21 protein-coding genes are annotated in these 17,284 nt (G+C 64.0%); 11 read left to right on the top strand and 10 right to left on the bottom strand.

Annotated features, from left to right (window positions below):
- Positions 1–9 precede the first annotated feature (9 nt).
- Positions 10–372 (top strand): hypothetical protein, encoded by a 363-nt coding sequence (locus ARTH_RS14300; RefSeq protein WP_043429921.1) that lies wholly within the window; start codon positions 10–12, stop codon positions 370–372.
- Between the two features lie 19 nt (positions 373–391).
- On the opposite strand, the gene ARTH_RS14295 is transcribed toward ARTH_RS14300, so the two are convergent.
- Both ARTH_RS14295 and ARTH_RS14290 read right to left on the bottom strand, forming a co-directional pair.
- Positions 392–901, bottom strand: coding sequence for an ArsR/SmtB family transcription factor (locus tag ARTH_RS14295; RefSeq protein ID WP_011692654.1), 510 nt, complete (start codon positions 899–901; stop codon positions 392–394).
- Between the two features lie 31 nt (positions 902–932).
- Entirely contained in the window at positions 933–1,190 is a 258-nt protein-coding gene (locus tag ARTH_RS14290; protein WP_232223521.1) for a putative acetyltransferase, read from the bottom strand.
- 166 nt (positions 1,191–1,356) lie between these two features.
- Here ARTH_RS14290 and fdxA point away from each other — a divergent pair, with 166 nt between their 5' ends.
- The 3 genes from fdxA to ARTH_RS14275 all read left to right on the top strand — a co-directional run bounded on the left by fdxA (position 1,357) and on the right by ARTH_RS14275 (position 4,374).
- Positions 1,357–1,683 (top strand): ferredoxin, encoded by a 327-nt coding sequence (gene fdxA, locus ARTH_RS14285; protein ID WP_011692652.1) that lies wholly within the window; start codon positions 1,357–1,359, stop codon positions 1,681–1,683.
- A gap of 10 nt (positions 1,684–1,693) precedes the next feature.
- Positions 1,694–2,842 (top strand): succinyldiaminopimelate transaminase, encoded by a 1,149-nt coding sequence (gene dapC, locus ARTH_RS14280; protein ID WP_011692651.1) that lies wholly within the window; start codon positions 1,694–1,696, stop codon positions 2,840–2,842.
- A gap of 248 nt (positions 2,843–3,090) precedes the next feature.
- The gene (locus tag ARTH_RS14275; RefSeq protein ID WP_011692650.1) at positions 3,091–4,374 is read left to right on the top strand and encodes a citrate synthase; all 1,284 of its coding nucleotides are present in this window, start codon (positions 3,091–3,093) and stop codon (positions 4,372–4,374) included.
- A gap of 135 nt (positions 4,375–4,509) precedes the next feature.
- Here ARTH_RS14275 and galE read toward each other — a convergent pair whose 3' ends face one another.
- A complete protein-coding gene (gene galE / locus ARTH_RS14270) occupies positions 4,510–5,523 on the bottom strand; it encodes a UDP-glucose 4-epimerase GalE (protein ID WP_011692649.1) in 1,014 nt (337 codons plus the stop codon).
- An 81-nt stretch (positions 5,524–5,604) separates the two neighbouring features.
- Here galE and ARTH_RS14265 point away from each other — a divergent pair, with 81 nt between their 5' ends.
- Together ARTH_RS14265 and ARTH_RS14260 are read left to right on the top strand one after the other, a co-directional pair.
- Positions 5,605–6,225 (top strand): TetR/AcrR family transcriptional regulator, encoded by a 621-nt coding sequence (locus tag ARTH_RS14265; protein WP_011692648.1) that lies wholly within the window; start codon positions 5,605–5,607, stop codon positions 6,223–6,225.
- Between the two features lie 76 nt (positions 6,226–6,301).
- Positions 6,302–6,913 carry a hypothetical protein gene (locus ARTH_RS14260; RefSeq protein WP_011692647.1) on the top strand — a complete coding sequence of 204 codons (612 nt, stop codon included), beginning with the start codon at positions 6,302–6,304 and terminating at the stop codon, positions 6,911–6,913.
- Between the two features lie 21 nt (positions 6,914–6,934).
- On the opposite strand, the gene ARTH_RS14255 is transcribed toward ARTH_RS14260, so the two are convergent.
- Together ARTH_RS14255 and dapD are read right to left on the bottom strand one after the other, a co-directional pair.
- The gene (locus ARTH_RS14255; protein WP_011692646.1) at positions 6,935–7,786 is read right to left on the bottom strand and encodes a hypothetical protein; all 852 of its coding nucleotides are present in this window, start codon (positions 7,784–7,786) and stop codon (positions 6,935–6,937) included.
- A 55-nt stretch (positions 7,787–7,841) separates the two neighbouring features.
- Positions 7,842–8,873 carry a 2,3,4,5-tetrahydropyridine-2,6-dicarboxylate N-succinyltransferase gene (gene dapD / locus ARTH_RS14250; protein ID WP_011692645.1) on the bottom strand — a complete coding sequence of 344 codons (1,032 nt, stop codon included), beginning with the start codon at positions 8,871–8,873 and terminating at the stop codon, positions 7,842–7,844.
- A 50-nt stretch (positions 8,874–8,923) separates the two neighbouring features.
- Here dapD and dapE point away from each other — a divergent pair, with 50 nt between their 5' ends.
- Positions 8,924–10,048, top strand: coding sequence for a succinyl-diaminopimelate desuccinylase (dapE, locus tag ARTH_RS14245; protein ID WP_011692644.1), 1,125 nt, complete (start codon positions 8,924–8,926; stop codon positions 10,046–10,048).
- A gap of 77 nt (positions 10,049–10,125) precedes the next feature.
- Here the strand turns inward: dapE and ARTH_RS14240 are convergent, their stop codons facing one another.
- The 4 genes from ARTH_RS14240 to ARTH_RS14225 all read right to left on the bottom strand — a co-directional run bounded on the left by ARTH_RS14240 (position 10,126) and on the right by ARTH_RS14225 (position 13,417).
- Positions 10,126–10,965, bottom strand: coding sequence for an amino acid ABC transporter permease (locus ARTH_RS14240; protein ID WP_011692643.1), 840 nt, complete (start codon positions 10,963–10,965; stop codon positions 10,126–10,128).
- A complete protein-coding gene (locus ARTH_RS14235; protein WP_011692642.1) occupies positions 10,962–11,612 on the bottom strand; it encodes an amino acid ABC transporter permease in 651 nt (216 codons plus the stop codon). The genes ARTH_RS14240 and ARTH_RS14235 overlap by 4 nt, the downstream gene beginning before the upstream one ends.
- Positions 11,613–11,706: 94 nt before the next feature.
- The gene (locus ARTH_RS14230; protein ID WP_011692641.1) at positions 11,707–12,591 is read right to left on the bottom strand and encodes a glutamate ABC transporter substrate-binding protein; all 885 of its coding nucleotides are present in this window, start codon (positions 12,589–12,591) and stop codon (positions 11,707–11,709) included.
- A 70-nt stretch (positions 12,592–12,661) separates the two neighbouring features.
- Positions 12,662–13,417, bottom strand: a complete 756-nt coding sequence (locus ARTH_RS14225; RefSeq protein WP_043429919.1) for an amino acid ABC transporter ATP-binding protein — start codon at positions 13,415–13,417, stop codon at positions 12,662–12,664.
- 164 nt (positions 13,418–13,581) lie between these two features.
- Between ARTH_RS14225 and ARTH_RS14220 the strand changes: the two genes are divergently transcribed.
- The 4 genes from ARTH_RS14220 (at position 13,582) to ARTH_RS23335 (ending at position 16,486) form a co-directional block, all read left to right on the top strand.
- Entirely contained in the window at positions 13,582–14,409 is an 828-nt protein-coding gene (locus tag ARTH_RS14220; protein WP_011692639.1) for a TIGR00730 family Rossman fold protein, read from the top strand.
- Between the two features lie 23 nt (positions 14,410–14,432).
- Positions 14,433–14,792, top strand: coding sequence for a DivIVA domain-containing protein (locus tag ARTH_RS14215; protein WP_011692638.1), 360 nt, complete (start codon positions 14,433–14,435; stop codon positions 14,790–14,792).
- A gap of 74 nt (positions 14,793–14,866) precedes the next feature.
- Positions 14,867–16,075, top strand: a complete 1,209-nt coding sequence (locus ARTH_RS14210; protein WP_156810822.1) for a hypothetical protein — start codon at positions 14,867–14,869, stop codon at positions 16,073–16,075.
- A gap of 243 nt (positions 16,076–16,318) precedes the next feature.
- Positions 16,319–16,486, top strand: coding sequence for a DUF3117 domain-containing protein (locus tag ARTH_RS23335; protein WP_009357720.1), 168 nt, complete (start codon positions 16,319–16,321; stop codon positions 16,484–16,486).
- A gap of 44 nt (positions 16,487–16,530) precedes the next feature.
- On the opposite strand, the gene ARTH_RS14205 is transcribed toward ARTH_RS23335, so the two are convergent.
- On the bottom strand, positions 16,531–17,163 hold the full coding sequence (locus ARTH_RS14205; protein WP_011692636.1) for an O-methyltransferase: 633 nt from the start codon (positions 17,161–17,163) through the stop codon (positions 16,531–16,533).
- Between the last annotated feature and the right edge of the window lie 121 nt (positions 17,164–17,284).

Here is a 17,284-nt window from a genome sequence, read left to right as displayed (position 1 = left end):
GCTGCCGGCATGGCAGGCGGCATTGCCGCCGCCGTGCCGGCAGCTCTTTTTGTTGCCACGGCAGGTACGGTCCTGCACCGCCAGCAGTGGATGCTGGCCGGCGTCGTGCTTCCCTGGGGTGCAGTGGCAGCGCTGGTCCTTCTCGGATCAGTCCAGCTGCTCCTCGGGGCAGCCTTCCGCTCAGTCATCCCGACGGCGGTGTGCGGCGGCCTCGCCTATGTCCTGGCGGGCTGGCTGTCGATGCTGGAGCCCGGCAAACGGCTCATCGTCGGTGACCTTCCGGGGAACACCTGGATCTACGGCATCGCGGGAACAACCGTGCTCATGCTCCTGTGGTGCCGGCGCTACCGGAGGCAGGGGCCGCCGGCCTGACGGTTTCGTCAGCGCCGGCTCAACCGGCTGTGGGGTCCCGGTGGTGGGCGATCATCAGCGAGGTGGCCTCGCCGTCGTCGTCGGCCGGGAGCCGGACGTACTCTTCCATGACCGCTCTCAGCTTGCCGAGCATTTCCTCCCGGCGGGCGGCGTTGAATTTCACCCCGAGGCGCCACACCTCGATGTCTTCCGACGGAAGATCCCTGGTCTCCTGCAGGAACGTCTCGATCAGGATAGGAGCCACGTTGTCGACGGGCGTACGCCAGGACGTGCGGCTTGCCGTGTAGGGAACCTCGACGGCGCCCTTCTTGCCTTTCCGGCGCTCCTCAGGTACCAGGAACCCGGTCCGCACGAGAGTCCGGACGTGGTGCAGGCTTGACGCCGGGTTGAGGCCGAGGAGTTCGGCGATCTCCTTGTTGGTCCGGGACTGGTGCAGGCACATCCGCAGGATCCGAAGCCGCAGCGGCGAGCTGAGGGCACGGCCCTTGGCGGCAACGTCCGCATCAGGGTCCTGCTCCGGCCGGTTCATAGGGAAAGTGTAGCCAAGCCGGTCGGTACGGCTACGGCTGGGGCCAGGGCGCGGTACGCGCGGCACGCCGCGCCGGTGCCGGCGGCACCGGCTTCGCCGCCACCACCATGGCCAACGGAATGACGACGTCTGTCCGCCGGGTCCGCACGGTGCATTCCGCCTGGTTGATCCCCACCAGGTCGCCCAGTGCGTCCGTCAGTCCCTCCGCTATCCTGTAACGCACCACCACCCTCGTGCCCAGGGGGGCGCCTTCAAGGAACTGCCGGGGAGGGGGGATCTGCGAATTCACCACTTCATACTAGGACGCCGGGCTTGTATGACGCAGGGCTTTGTATGACGCGCTAGGTTCGCGGGAACAGGCTGGTAGATAATAGGCTCAGAAGTCAGCAGCCCGGCGCTCAGGCCGGGAGTGATATCCGGCCGAACGCCGGAACCAACGTGGAGAGGCAAGGGACGTGACGTACGTAATCGCGCAGCCGTGTGTAGATGTCAAGGACAAGGCATGTATTGAGGAATGCCCCGTCGACTGCATCTACGAGGGTGAGCGGTCCCTCTACATTCATCCGGACGAATGCGTCGACTGCGGCGCCTGCGAGCCGGTCTGCCCCGTCGAAGCCATCTACTACGAGGATGACACCCCCGATGAGTGGGCCGACTACTACAAGGCCAACGTTGAATTCTTCGACGAGCTGGGTTCTCCCGGCGGCGCCGCTAAGGTGGGCAACACGCACACCGACCACCCGATGATTGCCGCCCTGCCGCCCCAGAACCAGGATCACTGAGGCGTCTGGCGTGACCTCCGCGGTACGCAGCTTCGGACTCAGCCTGCCCGATTACCCGTGGGAAGCCATGGCACCGTATCTTGCCAGGGCCGCGGAGTACCCCGGAGGGGCAGTCAACCTTTCCATCGGCACGCCCGTGGACCATACGCCCGCGCTGATCCAGGAGGCGCTCCAGCGGGCCGCTGACGCTCCGGGGTACCCCACAGTGCATGGAACGCCGGAACTTCGCGCAGCGATCGCCGATTGGTTCGCGCGCCGCCGCGGCGTTCCCGGGCTGGACCCCCGGGACGTGATGCCCACCGTCGGGTCGAAGGAACTTGTGGCCTGGCTGCCGTTCCTCTTGGGCCTGAAGCCCGGAGACGTCGTCGTCCGTCCTACCGTTGCTTACCCCACGTACGACATCGGGGCGTCATTCGCCGGCGCTGAACAGATTGCGGCCGACGACCTTGATGAACTGGATGACGACACACGGCAGCGCGTCCGGCTCGTCTGGGTCAACTCGCCGGCCAACCCCACGGGAAGCGTCCGTGACGCCGCATCGTTGAAGCGGATCGTGGACCAGGCCCGAGGGCTAGGCGCCGTGGTTGCGTCCGACGAATGCTATGCGGAGCTCGGCTGGGGGGAGTGGGACGTCCAGCGCGGCGGCCACCCGGTGCCCAGCATCCTGGACCCCCGCGTTGCCGGAGCATCCCATGACGGCCTGCTCGCGGTGTATTCGCTGAGTAAGCAGTCAAACCTTGCGGGCTACCGCGCCGCGTTCGTCGCGGGCGATCCGGTGATCATGGCCAACCTGGTCAACAGCCGCAAACACGCCGGCATGATCGTTCCCTACCCGGTGCAGGAAGCAATGCGGGTCGCACTCGGGGACGATGCCCACGTAGAGGCCCAGAAAGACCTTTACCGCGGACGGCGGGAACGGATAGTTCCGGCACTCGAGGCCTTCGGGCTGACAATCCACGAGTCCAGGGCCGGGCTCTACCTGTGGTGCACTGCCGGAGAGGCAACGTGGGACACCGTGGGCAGGCTGGCCGAGCTAGGAATCGTGGTGGGGCCCGGCGTCTTCTACGGCGACGCCGGCAACGGGTTCATCCGGGTGGCGCTGACTGCCGCGGACGAGCGGATCGACGCGGCAGTGGCACGGCTGACCGCCGGCACTTAGTGGCTACGGGTCCGTAACAATGATGTGACACGCAACACAACGGGGGCGTTTTAGGGGCATTTAGGCACTACCGGATTAGTGTCACCTTGCCTTGGAGCGGTACTTTTTAACTGACTATCAATGGTGGCTTTCTACAAGAAGGCAGCCCGGCCGTTGGAATCCCTGCCTTGCAGGCTCCTCGGGCGGCTCCACCGGAGGTTGGATCAAGCTTTCTACAGAGAGGCCCTGGCGCCTCATGAGGAGACTCCATGACTGAGACCACCAGCGCAACCCTGCGCCACGCGGGCGGCGAACTCGAACTCCCGCGCATCAAGGTTGTAGAAGGAAACGAAGGCTATGACGTTTCCAAACTGCTGAAGCAGACAGGCGCCGTTGCCTTTGACCCCGGTTTCATGAACACCGCGGCCACCACATCGGCCATTACCTACATCGACGGCGATGCCGGAATCCTGCGGTACCGCGGGTACCCGATCGAGCAGCTGGCCCAGCACTCCAGCTTCCTGGAAGTTTCCTACCTGCTGATCTACGGCAACCTGCCGACGCCCACCGAGCTGGACGCCTTTGACCAGCGGATCCGCCGCCACACCCTGCTGCATGAAGAGCTGAAGGGCTTCTTCGGCGGCTTCCCGCGTGACGCGCACCCGATGCCGGTACTCTCCTCTGCAGTATCCGCCCTCTCCACCTTCTACCAGGATTCCCTGGACCCCTTCAACGCCGAGCATGTGGAAGTGTCCACCTACCGGCTCCTGGCCAAAATGCCGGTCATCGCCGCCTACGCATTGAAGAAGAGCATCGGCCAGCCCATGCTCTACCCGGACAACTCCATGAACCTCGTGGAGAACTTCCTCCGCCTCAGCTTTGGCCTCCCGGCCGAGCAGTACGAGCTGGACCCGGTCATGGTCAAGGCGCTGGACCTGCTCCTGATCCTGCACGCGGACCACGAGCAGAACTGCTCCACGTCGACGGTGCGCCTGGTGGGCTCGTCCAATGCGAACCTCTTTGCCTCCGTATCTGCAGGTATCAACGCACTCTTCGGCCCTGCCCACGGCGGCGCCAACGAGGCAGTACTCAAGATGCTGCGCCAGATCCAGACCGAGGGCATCAAGCCCGAGGACTACATGGAGAAGGTCAAAAACAAGGAAGACGGCGTCCGGCTCATGGGCTTCGGGCACCGCGTCTACAAGAACTACGATCCGCGGGCCAGGATCGTCAAGGACACGGCACACGAAGTGCTCGGCAAGCTTGGCGGCAACGACGAACTGCTGGACATCGCCATGCGCCTCGAAGAGAAGGCCCTGGGTGATGACTACTTCATCCAGCGCAAGCTCTACCCGAACGTGGATTTCTACACCGGCCTGATCTACAAGGCCATGGGCTTCCCGGAGAAGATGTTCACGGTCCTCTTTGCGATCGGCCGCCTGCCGGGCTGGATTGCCCAGTGGCGCGAAATGATCAACGATCCCAGCACCAAGATCGGCCGTCCGCGCCAGCTCTACACAGGAGAGCCGGAGCGCAACTACCCGGTCAGCTAGCCGGGCCGACTATCAACCGGTGACTTAAAGGACGACGCCGGCTGCACACCTTAGGTGCGCAGCCGGCGTCGTGCGTTTTCACCGGTGACCGAGCCTGTCGAGATCGGTTTCGACGGGCTCAACCACCGGACGGTTCTAGGAGTTGTAGCCCAAGGGGTTGTTCTTCTGCCAGCGCCAGTGGTCCTCGCACATCTGGTCCACCGTCTTGGTGGTGGACCAGCTCAGGTCGGCCAGCGCGGACGTGGCATCAGCCCAGAACGCCGGAAGGTCTCCCGCCCGGCGGCCGGTGATCTCGTAGGGGAGCTCGTGGCCCACGGCCTTTTCGAAGGAGCGCAGCACTTCCAGGACGGAAGACCCCTTGCCGGAGCCGAGGTTCCAGCGGAAGACTCCGGTACGGTCAGCTACGTGGTTGAGTGCCGCGACGTGGCCCTCGGCAAGATCCACGACATGGATGTAGTCACGCAGGCAGGTTCCGTCAGGAGTGTCGTAGTCGCCGCCGAAGACCATCAGCTTCTCGCGGCGGCCCACGGCGACCTGTGCGATGAAAGGCACCAGATTGTTGGGGATGCCCTGCGGATCTTCGCCGATCCGGCCGGACGGGTGCGCTCCCACGGGGTTGAAGTACCGCAGGAGTGCGATGTGCCAGCGGGTGTCCGCGGCCCCGAGGTCCGACAGGATGTCCTCGATTTGTTCCTTGGTCCGGCCGTAGGGATTGTTGGCGCCGATCTCCATCTTTTCGACGTAGGGGATGGGATTGTGCTCGCCGTACACGGTGGCGGAGGAGCTGAACACCAGGGAACGGACGTCATGCCGGTCCATGACGCGGATGAGGTTCAGCGTGCCTACGAGGTTGTTGTAGTAGTACTTCAGCGGCTCCCGCACGGATTCGCCCACGGCCTTGAGCCCGGCGAAGTGGATCACTGCATCGATCCGGTCCTGAGCGAAGACGGCATTCACGGCCGCCTCATCCACGAGGTCTACGTTGTGGAACACCGCCTCCTTGCCGCTGAGCTCGGCTACGCGGCGCAGCGACTCTTCGCTTGAATTAACCAGGTTGTCGATGACCACTACCTCATGGCCGGCTTCCTGCAGGGACAGAACAGTGTGGGACCCGATGTAGCCGGTGCCGCCCGTAACCAGAATTCTCATGGACTCAACGCTATCCCAATTCGCCAGGCTTCCGCCCGTGTTGCCCACACCTTGGCGGCACAACTGTGCTAAATAATAAGGGTGCCCAAAATTGTTGATGCCGCAGTCCGGCGCCGGGAAGTTGTCGAAGCAGTCTTCAGGATCATCGCGGCGGACGGACTGGAACGGGCGTCCCTGCGTGAGGTGGCTGACGAAGCCGGACTGGCGGTAGGTTCCGTCCGCCATTACTTCGCCAGCAGCGACGACTTGCTGGCCCATTCCTTTGGCGTCGTGGTTGACAGGATCACCGGCAGGTTGGATGCGGCCCGGGAACACCTCAGCCGCCAGGACCCCGGGACCCCCGGGCACGGGGAGGGCTTGTTAACCCTGCTGGGCCAGTTCCTCCCGCTGGACGAGGAACGGGCAGTGGACGCGTGTGTCTGGATGGCGTTCAAGAATGCCGCCCGGATCAGGCCGTTCCTGGCCGCCGAGGCCGACCGCAGCCACCGCGCTGTTGCCGCCGTCGTGGGGTGGCTGATCATGGAACTCCGCGGACCCGGAGATACAGAGGACGCCGACGGGCACCAGGCCCTGGTCACTGAAGCGGAGAGGCTGCTGGCTACCTTGGACGGATTGACGATGCACGCCCTGCTGCAGCCGGAATGGATGACAGCCGAGATGTGCCGGGACGTCCTGTCATCGCATCTGCGGAGTCTGGGCTAGTCTTCAACCAGCCATTAACGTGGGTAGTCATCAGGAATACACTGGGACAGTAAACATGCCAAGGGAGGCCATTCGGATGCACCAAACAGGCGGTCCTGGCTGGCGAATCACCATGGACACCTCGGGTCCCATGCTCATCGCGCTTTATGTTCGCGACGCCGCAGGCCTCAACTCCGCCGGGCGTCCGGCGCTTAGCCATTTGGCACCGAAAATCCGTCCCGTGGACCACAGCAACCTCACATCCGAAGTAGGCGGAATCAGTGCGCTGAAGACGGAATGGGAGGCCTGGTGGGAGCAGCTGCTCAAGGCGCATCCCCAAATGACCCCGGACGTAACGCCGCCGGATTTCGAGGCCTTTGGCAACTCTCCGGCTCTCCAGCGCGTGCTGCAGGCCCACTTCGGTTCGGCTCTGACCTGGGCACGGGAGCGTCGTGCCGAATATGCGGCGCTCGAAGCCGAACGGGAGGCCAGCGGCGCCCCGCAACTCCTCGGCGACATGGTGGAGGACCGCCTGCTGGAAGTGGGCCGCGGGTCGCGTGACTTCACGCTGACCATTATTGAACTTCCGCTGACGGAACCACGGGCGTGGTACCTGGAGCCGGACAAGATCATCATGAGCAAGGAACTGCTTTCCCAGCCCGAGGTGTTCCGAAGCTACGTCCAACCCGTTGTGGAACTGCTCGTCTGATCGTCAGGGAACCCCGGACCGTCAGGGAACCCCGGCGGCGACGGTGACCGTGACCTGGCCGGGCTGAGCGCCCGAGGGCTGCCAGCCGTTCCTGGACGCCCGGTCCCAGCTGCGTCCGTCCACTCCGACCTCCGTGACCGAAAGGGACTTCGCGTTCGCCACAGCCCACTGCGCAACGGCCCACGCCTCGCTGCCGTCCGCCTGCAGCACGATTGTCCTGCCGTCTGCCGAACCCTGGACGTTCCCGAAGGCCGCGTTGATTTCGGCGAGAACGGCCTGGACATCACCTGCACCCTCCGGAGACTTGAGGGTGCAGTCCAGCGCAGCGGGGGACTGCCCGGTCAGGGCAGAGGCAAAGGCCCGGCCCATGTCCTCATGCTCCGCGTAAGCTGCGGGGTAGGCTGAGCGCTGGACTTGCTGCGCGGCAGCCGTGACTTCCAATGACTCGTAACCCGGGATCTTCACCAAGGCGTCGAAGAAGGCCCCGGTCGAATAATACGGGTCCATCACCTGTTCCTCGGTGCCCCAGCCCTGCGAAGGGCGCTGCTGGAACAGGCCGCGCGAATCCGGCCCGGCCTTGTCTCCGTGCTCGATGTTGCGCAGCTTGGATTCCTGCATGGCAGTGGCCAAAGCGATGCTCGCCGCCCTGGGCGGCAGCCCACGGCGCACGGCGACGGCGGTGATCAGGGCCGCGTTTGCCGCCTGGTCAGTGGCCAGGTCGGCCTTCCGTGACCCGACGGCGGCGGTGCACTTCTCGGCAATGAGCGTTTCCGAGCGCTGGATAAAGGCCACTGCCGTGTAGATGCCGCCGGCAATCAGGGCCAGGGCCAGCCCCAGCACTAGCAGGCGGCGCAGGCCGCGTCTCCGTGACACGGGGCTACTCCCTCAGGCCCTGGACGGGCCGGTTGACTTCTGCGGGCGGGCGGAATTAGTTGGCGTGGAGTGCCTCGTTGAGTTCCACGGTCTGCCCCTTGCGGGGGAGCACCTCAACAGCGCCGCTCGCGGAATTGCGGCGGAACAACAGGTTCGGCACACCGGAGAGCTCAACTGCCTTGACCACCCGGGTGGTGTCCTCGCCGTCGGCGTCCTTCGGCCCGATCACGCGGACGCGGGTACCGGCCGTGACGTACAGGCCGGCTTCCACCACCGAGTCGTCGCCGATGCTGATGCCCACACCGGAGTTTGCGCCCAGCAGGACACGTTCGCCGAGGGAGATCTTCTCCTTGCCGCCGCCGGACAGGGTGCCCATGATCGACGCGCCGCCGCCAACATCGGTACCGTCGCCCGTGACGACACCGGCTGAGATGCGGCCTTCAACCATGGAGGTTCCCAGGGTGCCGGCGTTGAAATTGACGAAGCCTTCGTGCATCACCGTGGTGCCCTCGGCAAGGTAGGCGCCGAGCCGGACGCGGTCGGCGTCGGCGATCCGGACACCTGCAGGCACCACGTAATCCACCATGCGGGGGAACTTGTCCACGCCGTAGACCGTCACGGCGCCGCGCTTGCGCAGCTTTGCACGGGTCAGTTCGAAGCCCTCAACGGCAGCCGGACCGAAGTTCGTCCACACGACGTTGGGGAGCTTGCCGAAGATGCCGTCCAGGTTGATGGTGTTGGGCCGGACCAGCCGGTGCGAGAGCAGGTGCAGCCGCAGGTAGGCATCCGCGGTATCGGCCGGGGCTTCGTCGAGGTGCACCTGGACGAATACAACCTGTTGTTCGGTGCCGCGGTCCGCGTCGGTGCCGGCCGCAGCGATCTCGGCCAGCACCGGATCGGCGCTTTCCACATTCCGGAGGCTGTCCGCTGCGGTTCCAAGGGACGGTGCCGGGAACCAGACGTCGAGCACCGTAGCCTCGCCGTTACGGGTGGAGACGGTGGCCACACCGTAGCCGTAGGCGGAGCGGGTGTCGGCGGAGGCGGAATTGTCAGCGGGCACGGCGGAAGCGGCAGCGGTTTCAGTCATGGTCCCAGTCTATCGAGAGGCGCGGGCAGGTCTCGAACTAGACTGTCATCGTGACTGCTCAAACCGCCTCTGTCCGCCTGGATCTCCGCCAGGACGTCGCCCTCCTCACCGCTGCGCTCATCGACATCAACAGCGTCTCGGCCAACGAAAAGGAACTGGCCGACGCCGTCGAACATGCCCTGCTCAAGATTCCGCAGCTCAAGATCGTCCGGGACGGCGACTCCATCATTGCCCGTACCCAGCTGGGCCGCCCGGAGCGGGTCATCCTGGCCGGGCACCTGGATACGGTGCCCCTGCCGACCACCGAAGGGGCACTGGGCACCGTCCCATCGTTCTGGCCGTCCGGCGCGCCGGGGGAAGGGCTGCTGTACGGCCGCGGCACCACGGACATGAAGGGCGGAGTCGCGGTGCAGCTGGCACTGGCGGCAACAATGTTCGACGGCGGCGCGGAACCGAGCAAGGACGTCACCTTCGTGTTCTACGACCACGAGGAAGTGGAAGCGGTGAAGAGCGGACTCGGGCGCCTGGTCCGCAACCATGGCGAGCTCCTGAACGGCGACTTTGCCATCCTGCTGGAGCCGACACACGGCACTGTGGAGGGCGGATGCAACGGCACCATGCGCTTCGAGGCAACCACCATCGGCGAAGCCGCGCACTCCGCCCGGGCCTGGATGGGCAGCAACGCCATCCATGCTGCGGCCCCTATCCTCGCCAGGCTGGCCGCCTATGAACCGGCCACCATCAGTGTGGACGGCCTGGACTATCGCGAAAGCCTCAATGCTGTGAAGATCAACGGGGGCACGGCAGGCAATGTCATCCCCGACCGTTGCGTGGTGGAGATCAACTACCGCTTTGCCCCGGACAAGTCCCCGGAACAGGCGGAAGCTCACGTACGGGAACTTCTCGACGGCTTCGACGTCGTCAAAACGGACAGCGCCGCCGGCGCGCGGCCCGGTCTGAACCATCCGGCTGCCGCGTCCTTCGTGGCCGCGGTCGGCGCGGAACCGAAACCCAAGTACGGCTGGACTGACGTCGCACGTTTCAGCGAGCTGGGGATCCCTGCCGTTAACTTCGGCCCGGGCGATCCCCTGCTGGCGCACAAGGACGACGAACACGTCGACGCCGACGCGATCCGCGAATGCCTGCGGGCGCTTCGGACGTGGCTGGCCGACTAGGCAGGAAGACGACCCTGGTTGCGAGGAAGGCCCGGATCATGTGATCCGGGCCTTCCTGGTACATCACGTCGTGGTTGCTATGCCACTTCGGCTTCAATCGGCTCAGGCTCAGCCTTGGCCACGCCGCCGGCGGCCTTCTTGGAGCCGCGGCGTTCGATCCAGACCGCGATGCGCGAAACGCAGATGTTGATGGCAATGTAGATCGCAGCCGCCACAAAGAAGACCGGGAACAGGAACTGTGTTCCCAGGAAGTCTGCCATGACCTGGACGGCACGGAGCAGCTCACCGTAGGCGACGATGTAACCCAGGGACGTATCCTTCAGCAGTACCACGAGCTGGGCCACCAGCGAGGGCATCATCCGGCGGACTGCCTGTGGCAGTTCAATGATCATGCGGGACTGGAAGCTTGTCAGTCCAATGGTCAGGCCTGCTTCGCGCTGGCCCTTCGGCAGGGATTGGATACCGGCGCGGATGATTTCCGCGAAAACGGCCGCGTTGTACAGGACAAGGCCTGCCACTACCGCGATGAACTGGTTCGTGCCAAAGACCAGCAGAACGAAAAACATCATTAGAACAACCGGCATGCCACGAAGGAATTCCAGCACGATCCGGGTGGGGATCCGGATGGCGGCGAGGTCGGAAATGCGCATCAGGCAGAGCAGCAGTCCCAAGGGGAACGCGATGACGGCGGCAACAGCTGCAGCGCTGAGGGTTGCGCCGATGCCGTTGCCGAGCAGCGCCCATACATCCGCGCGCGTGAAGATGGCCCAGCGCCGTCCCTCGAAGATGCCTTGCTGAGCCAGCGTGCTGACGATCCATGCCAGCAGGCCAAGAATGAGGAGTGAACCGACAACAGAGCCGATCAGTGAGACCCTTCGGGCTTTTGGCCCCGGGACGTCGTACAGGACTGAGCTCATCGGGCGATCGCCACCTTTCGTTCGACGGTGCTCGCCAGGATGCCCAGCGGAACAGTGATCAGCAGGTAGAAGAAAGCCACTCCGAGGAGAACGGCCAGCACAGCATCACCGTTGGCATTGGCGAGCTGGCGGCCGTAGCCGAACAATTCCAGTACGAAGAACGCGCCGGCAACGGAGGAGTTCTTCACGAGTGCAATCAGGATGTTGATCAACGGCGGGATCACCGTCCGTAAAGCCTGCGGAAGAATGATGAGGGATAGCACCTGGCCGAATTTCATGCCGATGCTGCGTGCAGCCTCGGCCTGCCCGACGGGAACGCTGTTGACGCCCGAGCGCACAGCTTCGGCGATGAAGGCGGCTGTGTAGGCGCTGAGGGCAATAATGGCGGCCACTTCGAACTGCTCGAATTTCACCCCGAGCCTGGGGAGGACGATCGCCGCAAAGAAGAAGGCAATCGTCAGGGGGGTGTTCCGCAGGATTTCCACGTAGGTCATGCTGAAGCCGCGGAGGGCAGCAACGGGGGAGACCCGGGCTGCGGCGAGCACCGTTCCCAGCACCAGGGCGATTACTCCGGATACGGCAGACAGGAACAGGGTTCGGAGAAAGCCCTCCCAGTAAAGTGGCAGGTTTTCAATGATGACGTCCATAACATCCTTCGGCTGTGTGTCGCGGACGGGAGCGAAGATGGGTGGGCGGTTGCCGGAGCCGCGGTGAGCGGACTCGGCAACCGCCCCGAGCTACTTAGTAGCGGTCGATGGCGGGGAGTTCCGGGGCCGTCTTAATGACGGAGCCAGCGGTCGCTTCCCAGGCCTTCTTGTAAGACCCGTCCCTGCTGAACTCTTCCAGCTGGTCGTTGATCCAGTTGCGGAAAACGGTGTCGTCCTTCTTCAGGCCGATGCCGTAAGGCTCCTTGGTGAAGGTTTCATCCGAGGCCAGCTTGAAGGCTTCCGGTTCCTTGTCCACGAAGCCGGCCAGGATCACGTTGTCCGTAGTGATGGCTTCCACCTGCTTGTTGCGCAGAGGTTCCAGGCAGGCCGAGTAGGTGGCTGCGGGAACGAGTTCAGCTCCGTACTTTTCCACGATAGTGGCCGCCGGGGTGGACCCCGTTACGGAGCAGACCTTCTTGCCCTTGACGTCTTCCGGCTTCTTGATGGTGTCGTTGTCCTTGTTCACCATCAGGGCCTGTCCCGCCTCGTAATAAGGTCCGGCGAAGCTGACGACCTGCTTGCGCTTGTCGTTGATGGTGTAGGTGGCGATGACCAGATCCACCTTGCCCTGCTCGATGAAAGGTTCGCGGTTGGCCGAAACAGTCTCAGACCATTCGATCTTGTCCGCAGGGATGCCCAGTTTGGCGGCAATGAGTTTGCCCATCTCGACGTCAAAGCCGATGGGCTTGCCGTCCAGGCCAACCTGGCCGAACAACGGCTGGTCAAACTTGGTGCCGATCTTGATGGAACCGGCCTTGGAGAGCTTCTCCATTGTGCTGCCTGCCGCAAAGGTTGGCTTCTCGGCGACCGACGGATTGCTGGTGGTTCCGCCCCCGCCGCCGCAGGCGCTCAGTGTCAGAGCGAGGGCTGCTGATGCTGCAACCACAAAGGACTTTCGTCGGGTCAAAAATGCCTTCATGACATTACCTTTCATTGGCGGCCACTGTGGTGGCCTAGGTGCGAACTGAGTTGGTGCGGTCTCGGGGGAATCAGTGAGTGAGGAGCTTGGAGAGGAAATCCTTGGCGCGGTTGCTCTGCGGGTTCGTGAAGAATTCCTCGGGCGTCGCGTCCTCGACGATCTGGCCGTCCGCCATGAACACCACGCGGTCAGCGGCTTTACGGGCGAACCCCATTTCGTGGGTGACCACGATCATGGTCATCCCTTCCTTGGCCAGCTGGATCATGACGTCAAGGACTTCGTTGATCATCTCCGGGTCAAGGGCAGAGGTGGGCTCGTCAAAGAGCATGACCTTCGGCTTCATGGCCAGGGCGCGGGCAATTGCCACGCGCTGCTGCTGGCCGCCGGAGAGCTGTGCCGGCAGCTTGGGTGCCTGGTGTCCGACGCCGACGCGTTCCAGCAGTGCCATGGCGTCCTTGTCGGCCTGCGCCTTGGGCACCCCTTTTACCTTGATCGGCCCCAGGGTGACGTTCTCGAGGATCGTCTTGTGGGCAAAGAGATTGAAGGACTGGAACACCATGCCGACGTCGGCCCGCAGCTTGGCGAGTTCCTTGCCTTCTTCCGGGAGTTCCTTACCGTCGATGGCGATCTTGCCGTCATCGATCGTCTCCAGACGGTTGATGGCCCGGCAGAGGGTCGATTTACCGGAACCGGACGGTCCGATGACCACAACAACTTCGCCCTTGCGGACGTTGAGGTTGATGTCCTTCAGTACGTGCAGCTGGCCGTAGTGCTTGTTCACGGCTTTCAGGGAGACGAGCGCATCGCCGGGCACTTGAGTAGTCATAAGAGAGAATCTAGCGAACATTAGCGGGATATGACGGCAATCACTCCAACTTCATACAGATCGTAATTCAAGAGATACCTGCAGGTCAGCGACCCGGATGCCCGCTGGTGCGGGTTCGGACGCGCCGGACGGTGGGGCTTGTCGAACCGCGCTAGCCTTGGTGGATGAGTACCGATCCGCAGCCTTCTCCAACTCCAGTACCTCCCATTGCCACCCGTCACAAGGGTCCGCTGGAGCTGCGACGCAAACAGGCGGCAGTGGAGATGTCGGACCAGCACCTGCTGGACACCAAGGGGCCGGGCCAGTTCGTCCACACCGATCCCTGGCGGGTGCTTAGGATCCAGAGTGAGTTCGTGGAAGGCTTTGGTGCCCTGGCGGACCTGGGGCCGGCCGTCAGCGTGTTTGGATCCGCCCGCACCAAACCGGGATCGGTCTACTACGAGCTGGGCGTTGAAGTGGGCCGCAAACTGGCCGAAGCGGGAGTTGCCGTCATTACCGGCGGCGGTCCGGGCTCCATGGAGGCGGCCAACAAGGGTGCCGTTCAGGGAAACGGTGTTTCCGTGGGGCTTGGCATTGAGCTGCCGTTCGAACAGGGCCTCAACCAGTGGGTGGACCTCGGGATCAACTTCCGCTATTTCTTCGCGCGGAAGACGATGTTCGTGAAGTATGCCCAGGGTTTTATTGTGCTTCCCGGCGGCCTGGGCACCCTGGACGAACTCTTCGAAGCGATGGTCCTGGTCCAGACCCGGAAGGTCACCTCGTTCCCGATCGTGCTCCTCGGCACTGCCTTCTGGGGACCCATGATCGACTGGATCAGGGGCACGCTCGTTGAAGACGGGATGATCTCCGAGAAGGACCTGAGCCTCATCCAGGTTGTGGACGAGCCTGCACATGCCGTGGATCTGGTGATCCACGGTGCCATCCGGCCGTCGCCGGAAACCAGTGCAGGCAACGGAGCGGGCGGGCCGAACGGCAACCAGCGTCCGGAATAAGGGCTGCGCCGGCGTCTGGCACGATGGATCCTGTGAGTTTCTTCCTGATATTCCTCGCCATCGCTTTGATCGGCGCCGCGCTCTTCTTCGGAGCTGATTCCGCATCGGGTATTTTTCGGCGCGGGCGGTCTGCCGAGTCCGCGCTTTTGGACGGTTTCGAGGAGCCCGTGGCGTCGCTGCCCCCGGTGCTGCTTCCTGCCGAGGCAGCGCCTGCCGACGTTGACCGGATCCGTTTTGCCCTGGGACTGCGCGGTTACCGCATGGATCAGGTTGACCAAGTCCTGGACGACCTCCGGGACCAGCTTGCCGCGAAGGACGACGAAATTGAACGGCTGCGTTCCGAACTCCGCGCGCCCGCACAGCCAGGGGAGAGCGGGCCTTGAGCCGGCAGGGCACGTCAGCCGGCCGGGCGGTGCCGGAGGGGAACCAGGGGCTGAATACCCTGCTGCGCAAACGTATGGGGTCCGCTGCTGCGCGCGCCGGCATGTGGCCGTGGTGGGCGCAAGTGGCCTGCGTCTACGCTGCTGCACGGATTGTGAGCGCCTGCATCTTCATGGCGGCCGCCCTTCACCAGGGGGTCAACCCGTGGTTCCCCGCCAAGCCTGATTACTGGAACTTCATCAATATCTGGGACGCCCGCTGGTACGGCGAGGTACTCCGGAACGGCTACCCGAGCCAGCTTCCCGTGGACGACGGCGGCAACGTCCAGGAGAACGCCTGGGCTTTCTATGCCCTCTTTCCGATGCTCGGGCGCGCAGTCTCGGCCATGACGGGAATGGACCCCGCGCTGGCCCTCACATTCATCGCGATGGCTGCCGGGCTGGGTGCCGTGCTGGTGGTGTATCGCCTCTTTCGGCAGAAAGCCGCCCACCGCACGGCGATGTGGGGTGTGGTCTTCTTTTCCACCTTTCCCGTGGCCGCCGTCCTCCAGGTTCCCTATGCCGAGTCGCTGAACCTGTTGCTGCTGGCGTCGGCACTGCTCCTGGTCATGCAGAGGCGATATCTGTGGGCCATGCCGGTAGTTGTCCTGATGTGCCTTTCCCGGCCCACGGGGGTTCCGTTTGCCGCCATGGCTGGGGGGTTGCTTGCCTATCGCCTGTGGGAGCGCACCCGCCCCGCCACGCGGCGCGGCGACGAGACCCTGCCTCCCGGCGGTCGGGACCTCCTGGGCCTGGCGGCTTTGACCGCAGTCAGCGGACTCAGCGCCCTGATGTGGCCGGCCATTGCCTGGGCCGTTACCGGCGATCCCGCGGCGTACACCAAGACGGAAACCGTCTGGCGCGGCCATGACCTGGTGCCCTTTAAGCCGTGGTTCGACACCGGGATCCAGCTTTTCGGCCCAGTATTGGGGGTGCTGGCTCCATTCGTCTTTGTTGCGGCCTTCGGGCTTGTGATGACGTCTTCTCCGGTGGCCGCGCTAGGGCCGGAGCTGCGGCTCTGGTGCGTCTGCTACATGGGTTATCTGCTCGTATTCCTGCATCCCCAGACCAGCACGTTCCGGATGCTCCTGCCGCTCTTTCCGCTGGCGCTGAGCGCAGCCCTCCTGTCGCGTTCCCGCGCCTACCGCGGCACCGTGGTCACCATGTTCGTCCTGCTCCAGATTGTCTGGATCGTGTGGCTCTGGGCCTGGGCGCAGCTGCCGGGTGGTGGAGACTATCCGCCGTGAGCCGGTCCGCGGAACTATGACGCACGACACAGTCGGCCACGATTTTCCAAGTGATGAAGAAAATCCATCAATTAGCTACAGCCGGGTAATTACAGGATAATAGGGGTTAAGCATGAACAAATTGCATTCACAACTGTTCAGCCATGGCGGTAGCTCCTAGGCCGCCATAGCGGCTTGATTGACGACGCGGCCACAGCCCGCCCGGGCTGGTAGGTCCTGGGACTATTGGAGGGGATTTTCCTCATGGCGGCTATGAAACCACGCACCGGCGACGGCCCTATGGAAGTAACCAAAGAGGGCCGCAGCTTGATTATGCGTGTGCCGCTCGAAGGCGGGGGGCGGCTTGTGGTCGAACTTAACGCGGCAGAGGCGGCAAACCTCAAGGAATGCCTCGTCGGCGTTACCGAATAGATTTGCTCGGGTAGGGCCTGCAGCTTGTGGCTGCAGGCCCTTCCTTATTTTTTGACCGCTACCAACAGGCCGTCACCGGTGGGCAGCATGGCCGAGGCCAGCCGTTCGTCGTCGCGAATTGCCTTGCCCACCTGGCGAAGAACCACCGTGGTTGAATCCCGGGCCGCCGGGTTGGCCACGCGGTCCTTATCCAGGGCGTCGTTGATGACCAACAGGCCGCCGCGTTTCAGCAGGCGGATGGCCTGCTCGACATACCCCGGGATGCCCGGCTTGTCCGCGTCGATGAACACCAGATCGTAAGCGCCGTCGGTCAGGCGCGGCAGGACGTCGCCGGCACGGCCGGAAATAGTGCGAGTGCGGTTTGCGGGACTTCCGGCTTCCTGGAAAGCCTCCCGCGCCGCCCTGAGGTGTTCCACGTCCACGTCGATGGTGGTCAGGACCGCCTGGGGGCCAAGGCCCCGGAGCAGGCAGACGCCGGACACGCCGGCACCCGTGCCGATTTCCACAGCAGTCTGGGCTTTCGAAGCTGCCGCCAGTACCGTCAGCACCGCTCCCACGCCCGGTCCGACCGGCGTCACGCCCAGCTCAAAGGAACGCTCCCGAGCATGCAGCAATACTTCATCCTCGGCAGGCAGATCTTCTGCATAGGACCAGCTCGTGGACTTATCGGCGCTCATGAGGATTCGCTTTCTGGGCGGCAGGGGATTGTTCCTAACAGCGTACTGTGTCCGGCGGTGCCCGGCCCGGAGGTGACGGCCCGGCAGGCTGTGGCTGCGGCCCGATGTGACGGGAACCACC

The sequence above is a fragment of the Arthrobacter sp. FB24 genome (assembly GCF_000196235.1).
Classification (GTDB): domain Bacteria; phylum Actinomycetota; class Actinomycetes; order Actinomycetales; family Micrococcaceae; genus Arthrobacter.
The sequence above is the reverse complement of the archived record's forward strand: the minus strand, read 5'-3'. Positions and strand labels throughout refer to the sequence as shown.

What these genes read in the sequence shown, in the direction of transcription:
- ARTH_RS14300 (WP_043429921.1), top strand. Translation starts at nt 10, where the DNA reads ATGGCAGGCGGCATTGCCGCCGCCGTGCCGGCAGCTCTTTTTGTTGCC.
- ARTH_RS14295 (WP_011692654.1), bottom strand. Translation starts at nt 901, where the DNA reads ATGAACCGGCCGGAGCAGGACCCTGATGCGGACGTTGCCGCCAAGGGC.
- ARTH_RS14275 (WP_011692650.1), top strand. Translation starts at nt 3,091, where the DNA reads ATGACTGAGACCACCAGCGCAACCCTGCGCCACGCGGGCGGCGAACTC.
- galE (WP_011692649.1), bottom strand. Translation starts at nt 5,523, where the DNA reads ATGAGAATTCTGGTTACGGGCGGCACCGGCTACATCGGGTCCCACACT.
- ARTH_RS14260 (WP_011692647.1), top strand. Translation starts at nt 6,302, where the DNA reads ATGCACCAAACAGGCGGTCCTGGCTGGCGAATCACCATGGACACCTCG.
- dapD (WP_011692645.1), bottom strand. Translation starts at nt 8,873, where the DNA reads ATGACTGAAACCGCTGCCGCTTCCGCCGTGCCCGCTGACAATTCCGCC.
- ARTH_RS14240 (WP_011692643.1), bottom strand. Translation starts at nt 10,965, where the DNA reads ATGAGCTCAGTCCTGTACGACGTCCCGGGGCCAAAAGCCCGAAGGGTC.
- ARTH_RS14235 (WP_011692642.1), bottom strand. Translation starts at nt 11,612, where the DNA reads ATGGACGTCATCATTGAAAACCTGCCACTTTACTGGGAGGGCTTTCTC.
- ARTH_RS14230 (WP_011692641.1), bottom strand. Translation starts at nt 12,591, where the DNA reads ATGAAGGCATTTTTGACCCGACGAAAGTCCTTTGTGGTTGCAGCATCA.
- ARTH_RS14225 (WP_043429919.1), bottom strand. Translation starts at nt 13,417, where the DNA reads ATGACTACTCAAGTGCCCGGCGATGCGCTCGTCTCCCTGAAAGCCGTG.
- ARTH_RS14220 (WP_011692639.1), top strand. Translation starts at nt 13,582, where the DNA reads ATGAGTACCGATCCGCAGCCTTCTCCAACTCCAGTACCTCCCATTGCC.
- ARTH_RS14215 (WP_011692638.1), top strand. Translation starts at nt 14,433, where the DNA reads ATGGATCCTGTGAGTTTCTTCCTGATATTCCTCGCCATCGCTTTGATC.
- ARTH_RS14210 (WP_156810822.1), top strand. Translation starts at nt 14,867, where the DNA reads ATGGGGTCCGCTGCTGCGCGCGCCGGCATGTGGCCGTGGTGGGCGCAA.
- ARTH_RS23335 (WP_009357720.1), top strand. Translation starts at nt 16,319, where the DNA reads ATGGCGGCTATGAAACCACGCACCGGCGACGGCCCTATGGAAGTAACC.
- ARTH_RS14205 (WP_011692636.1), bottom strand. Translation starts at nt 17,163, where the DNA reads ATGAGCGCCGATAAGTCCACGAGCTGGTCCTATGCAGAAGATCTGCCT.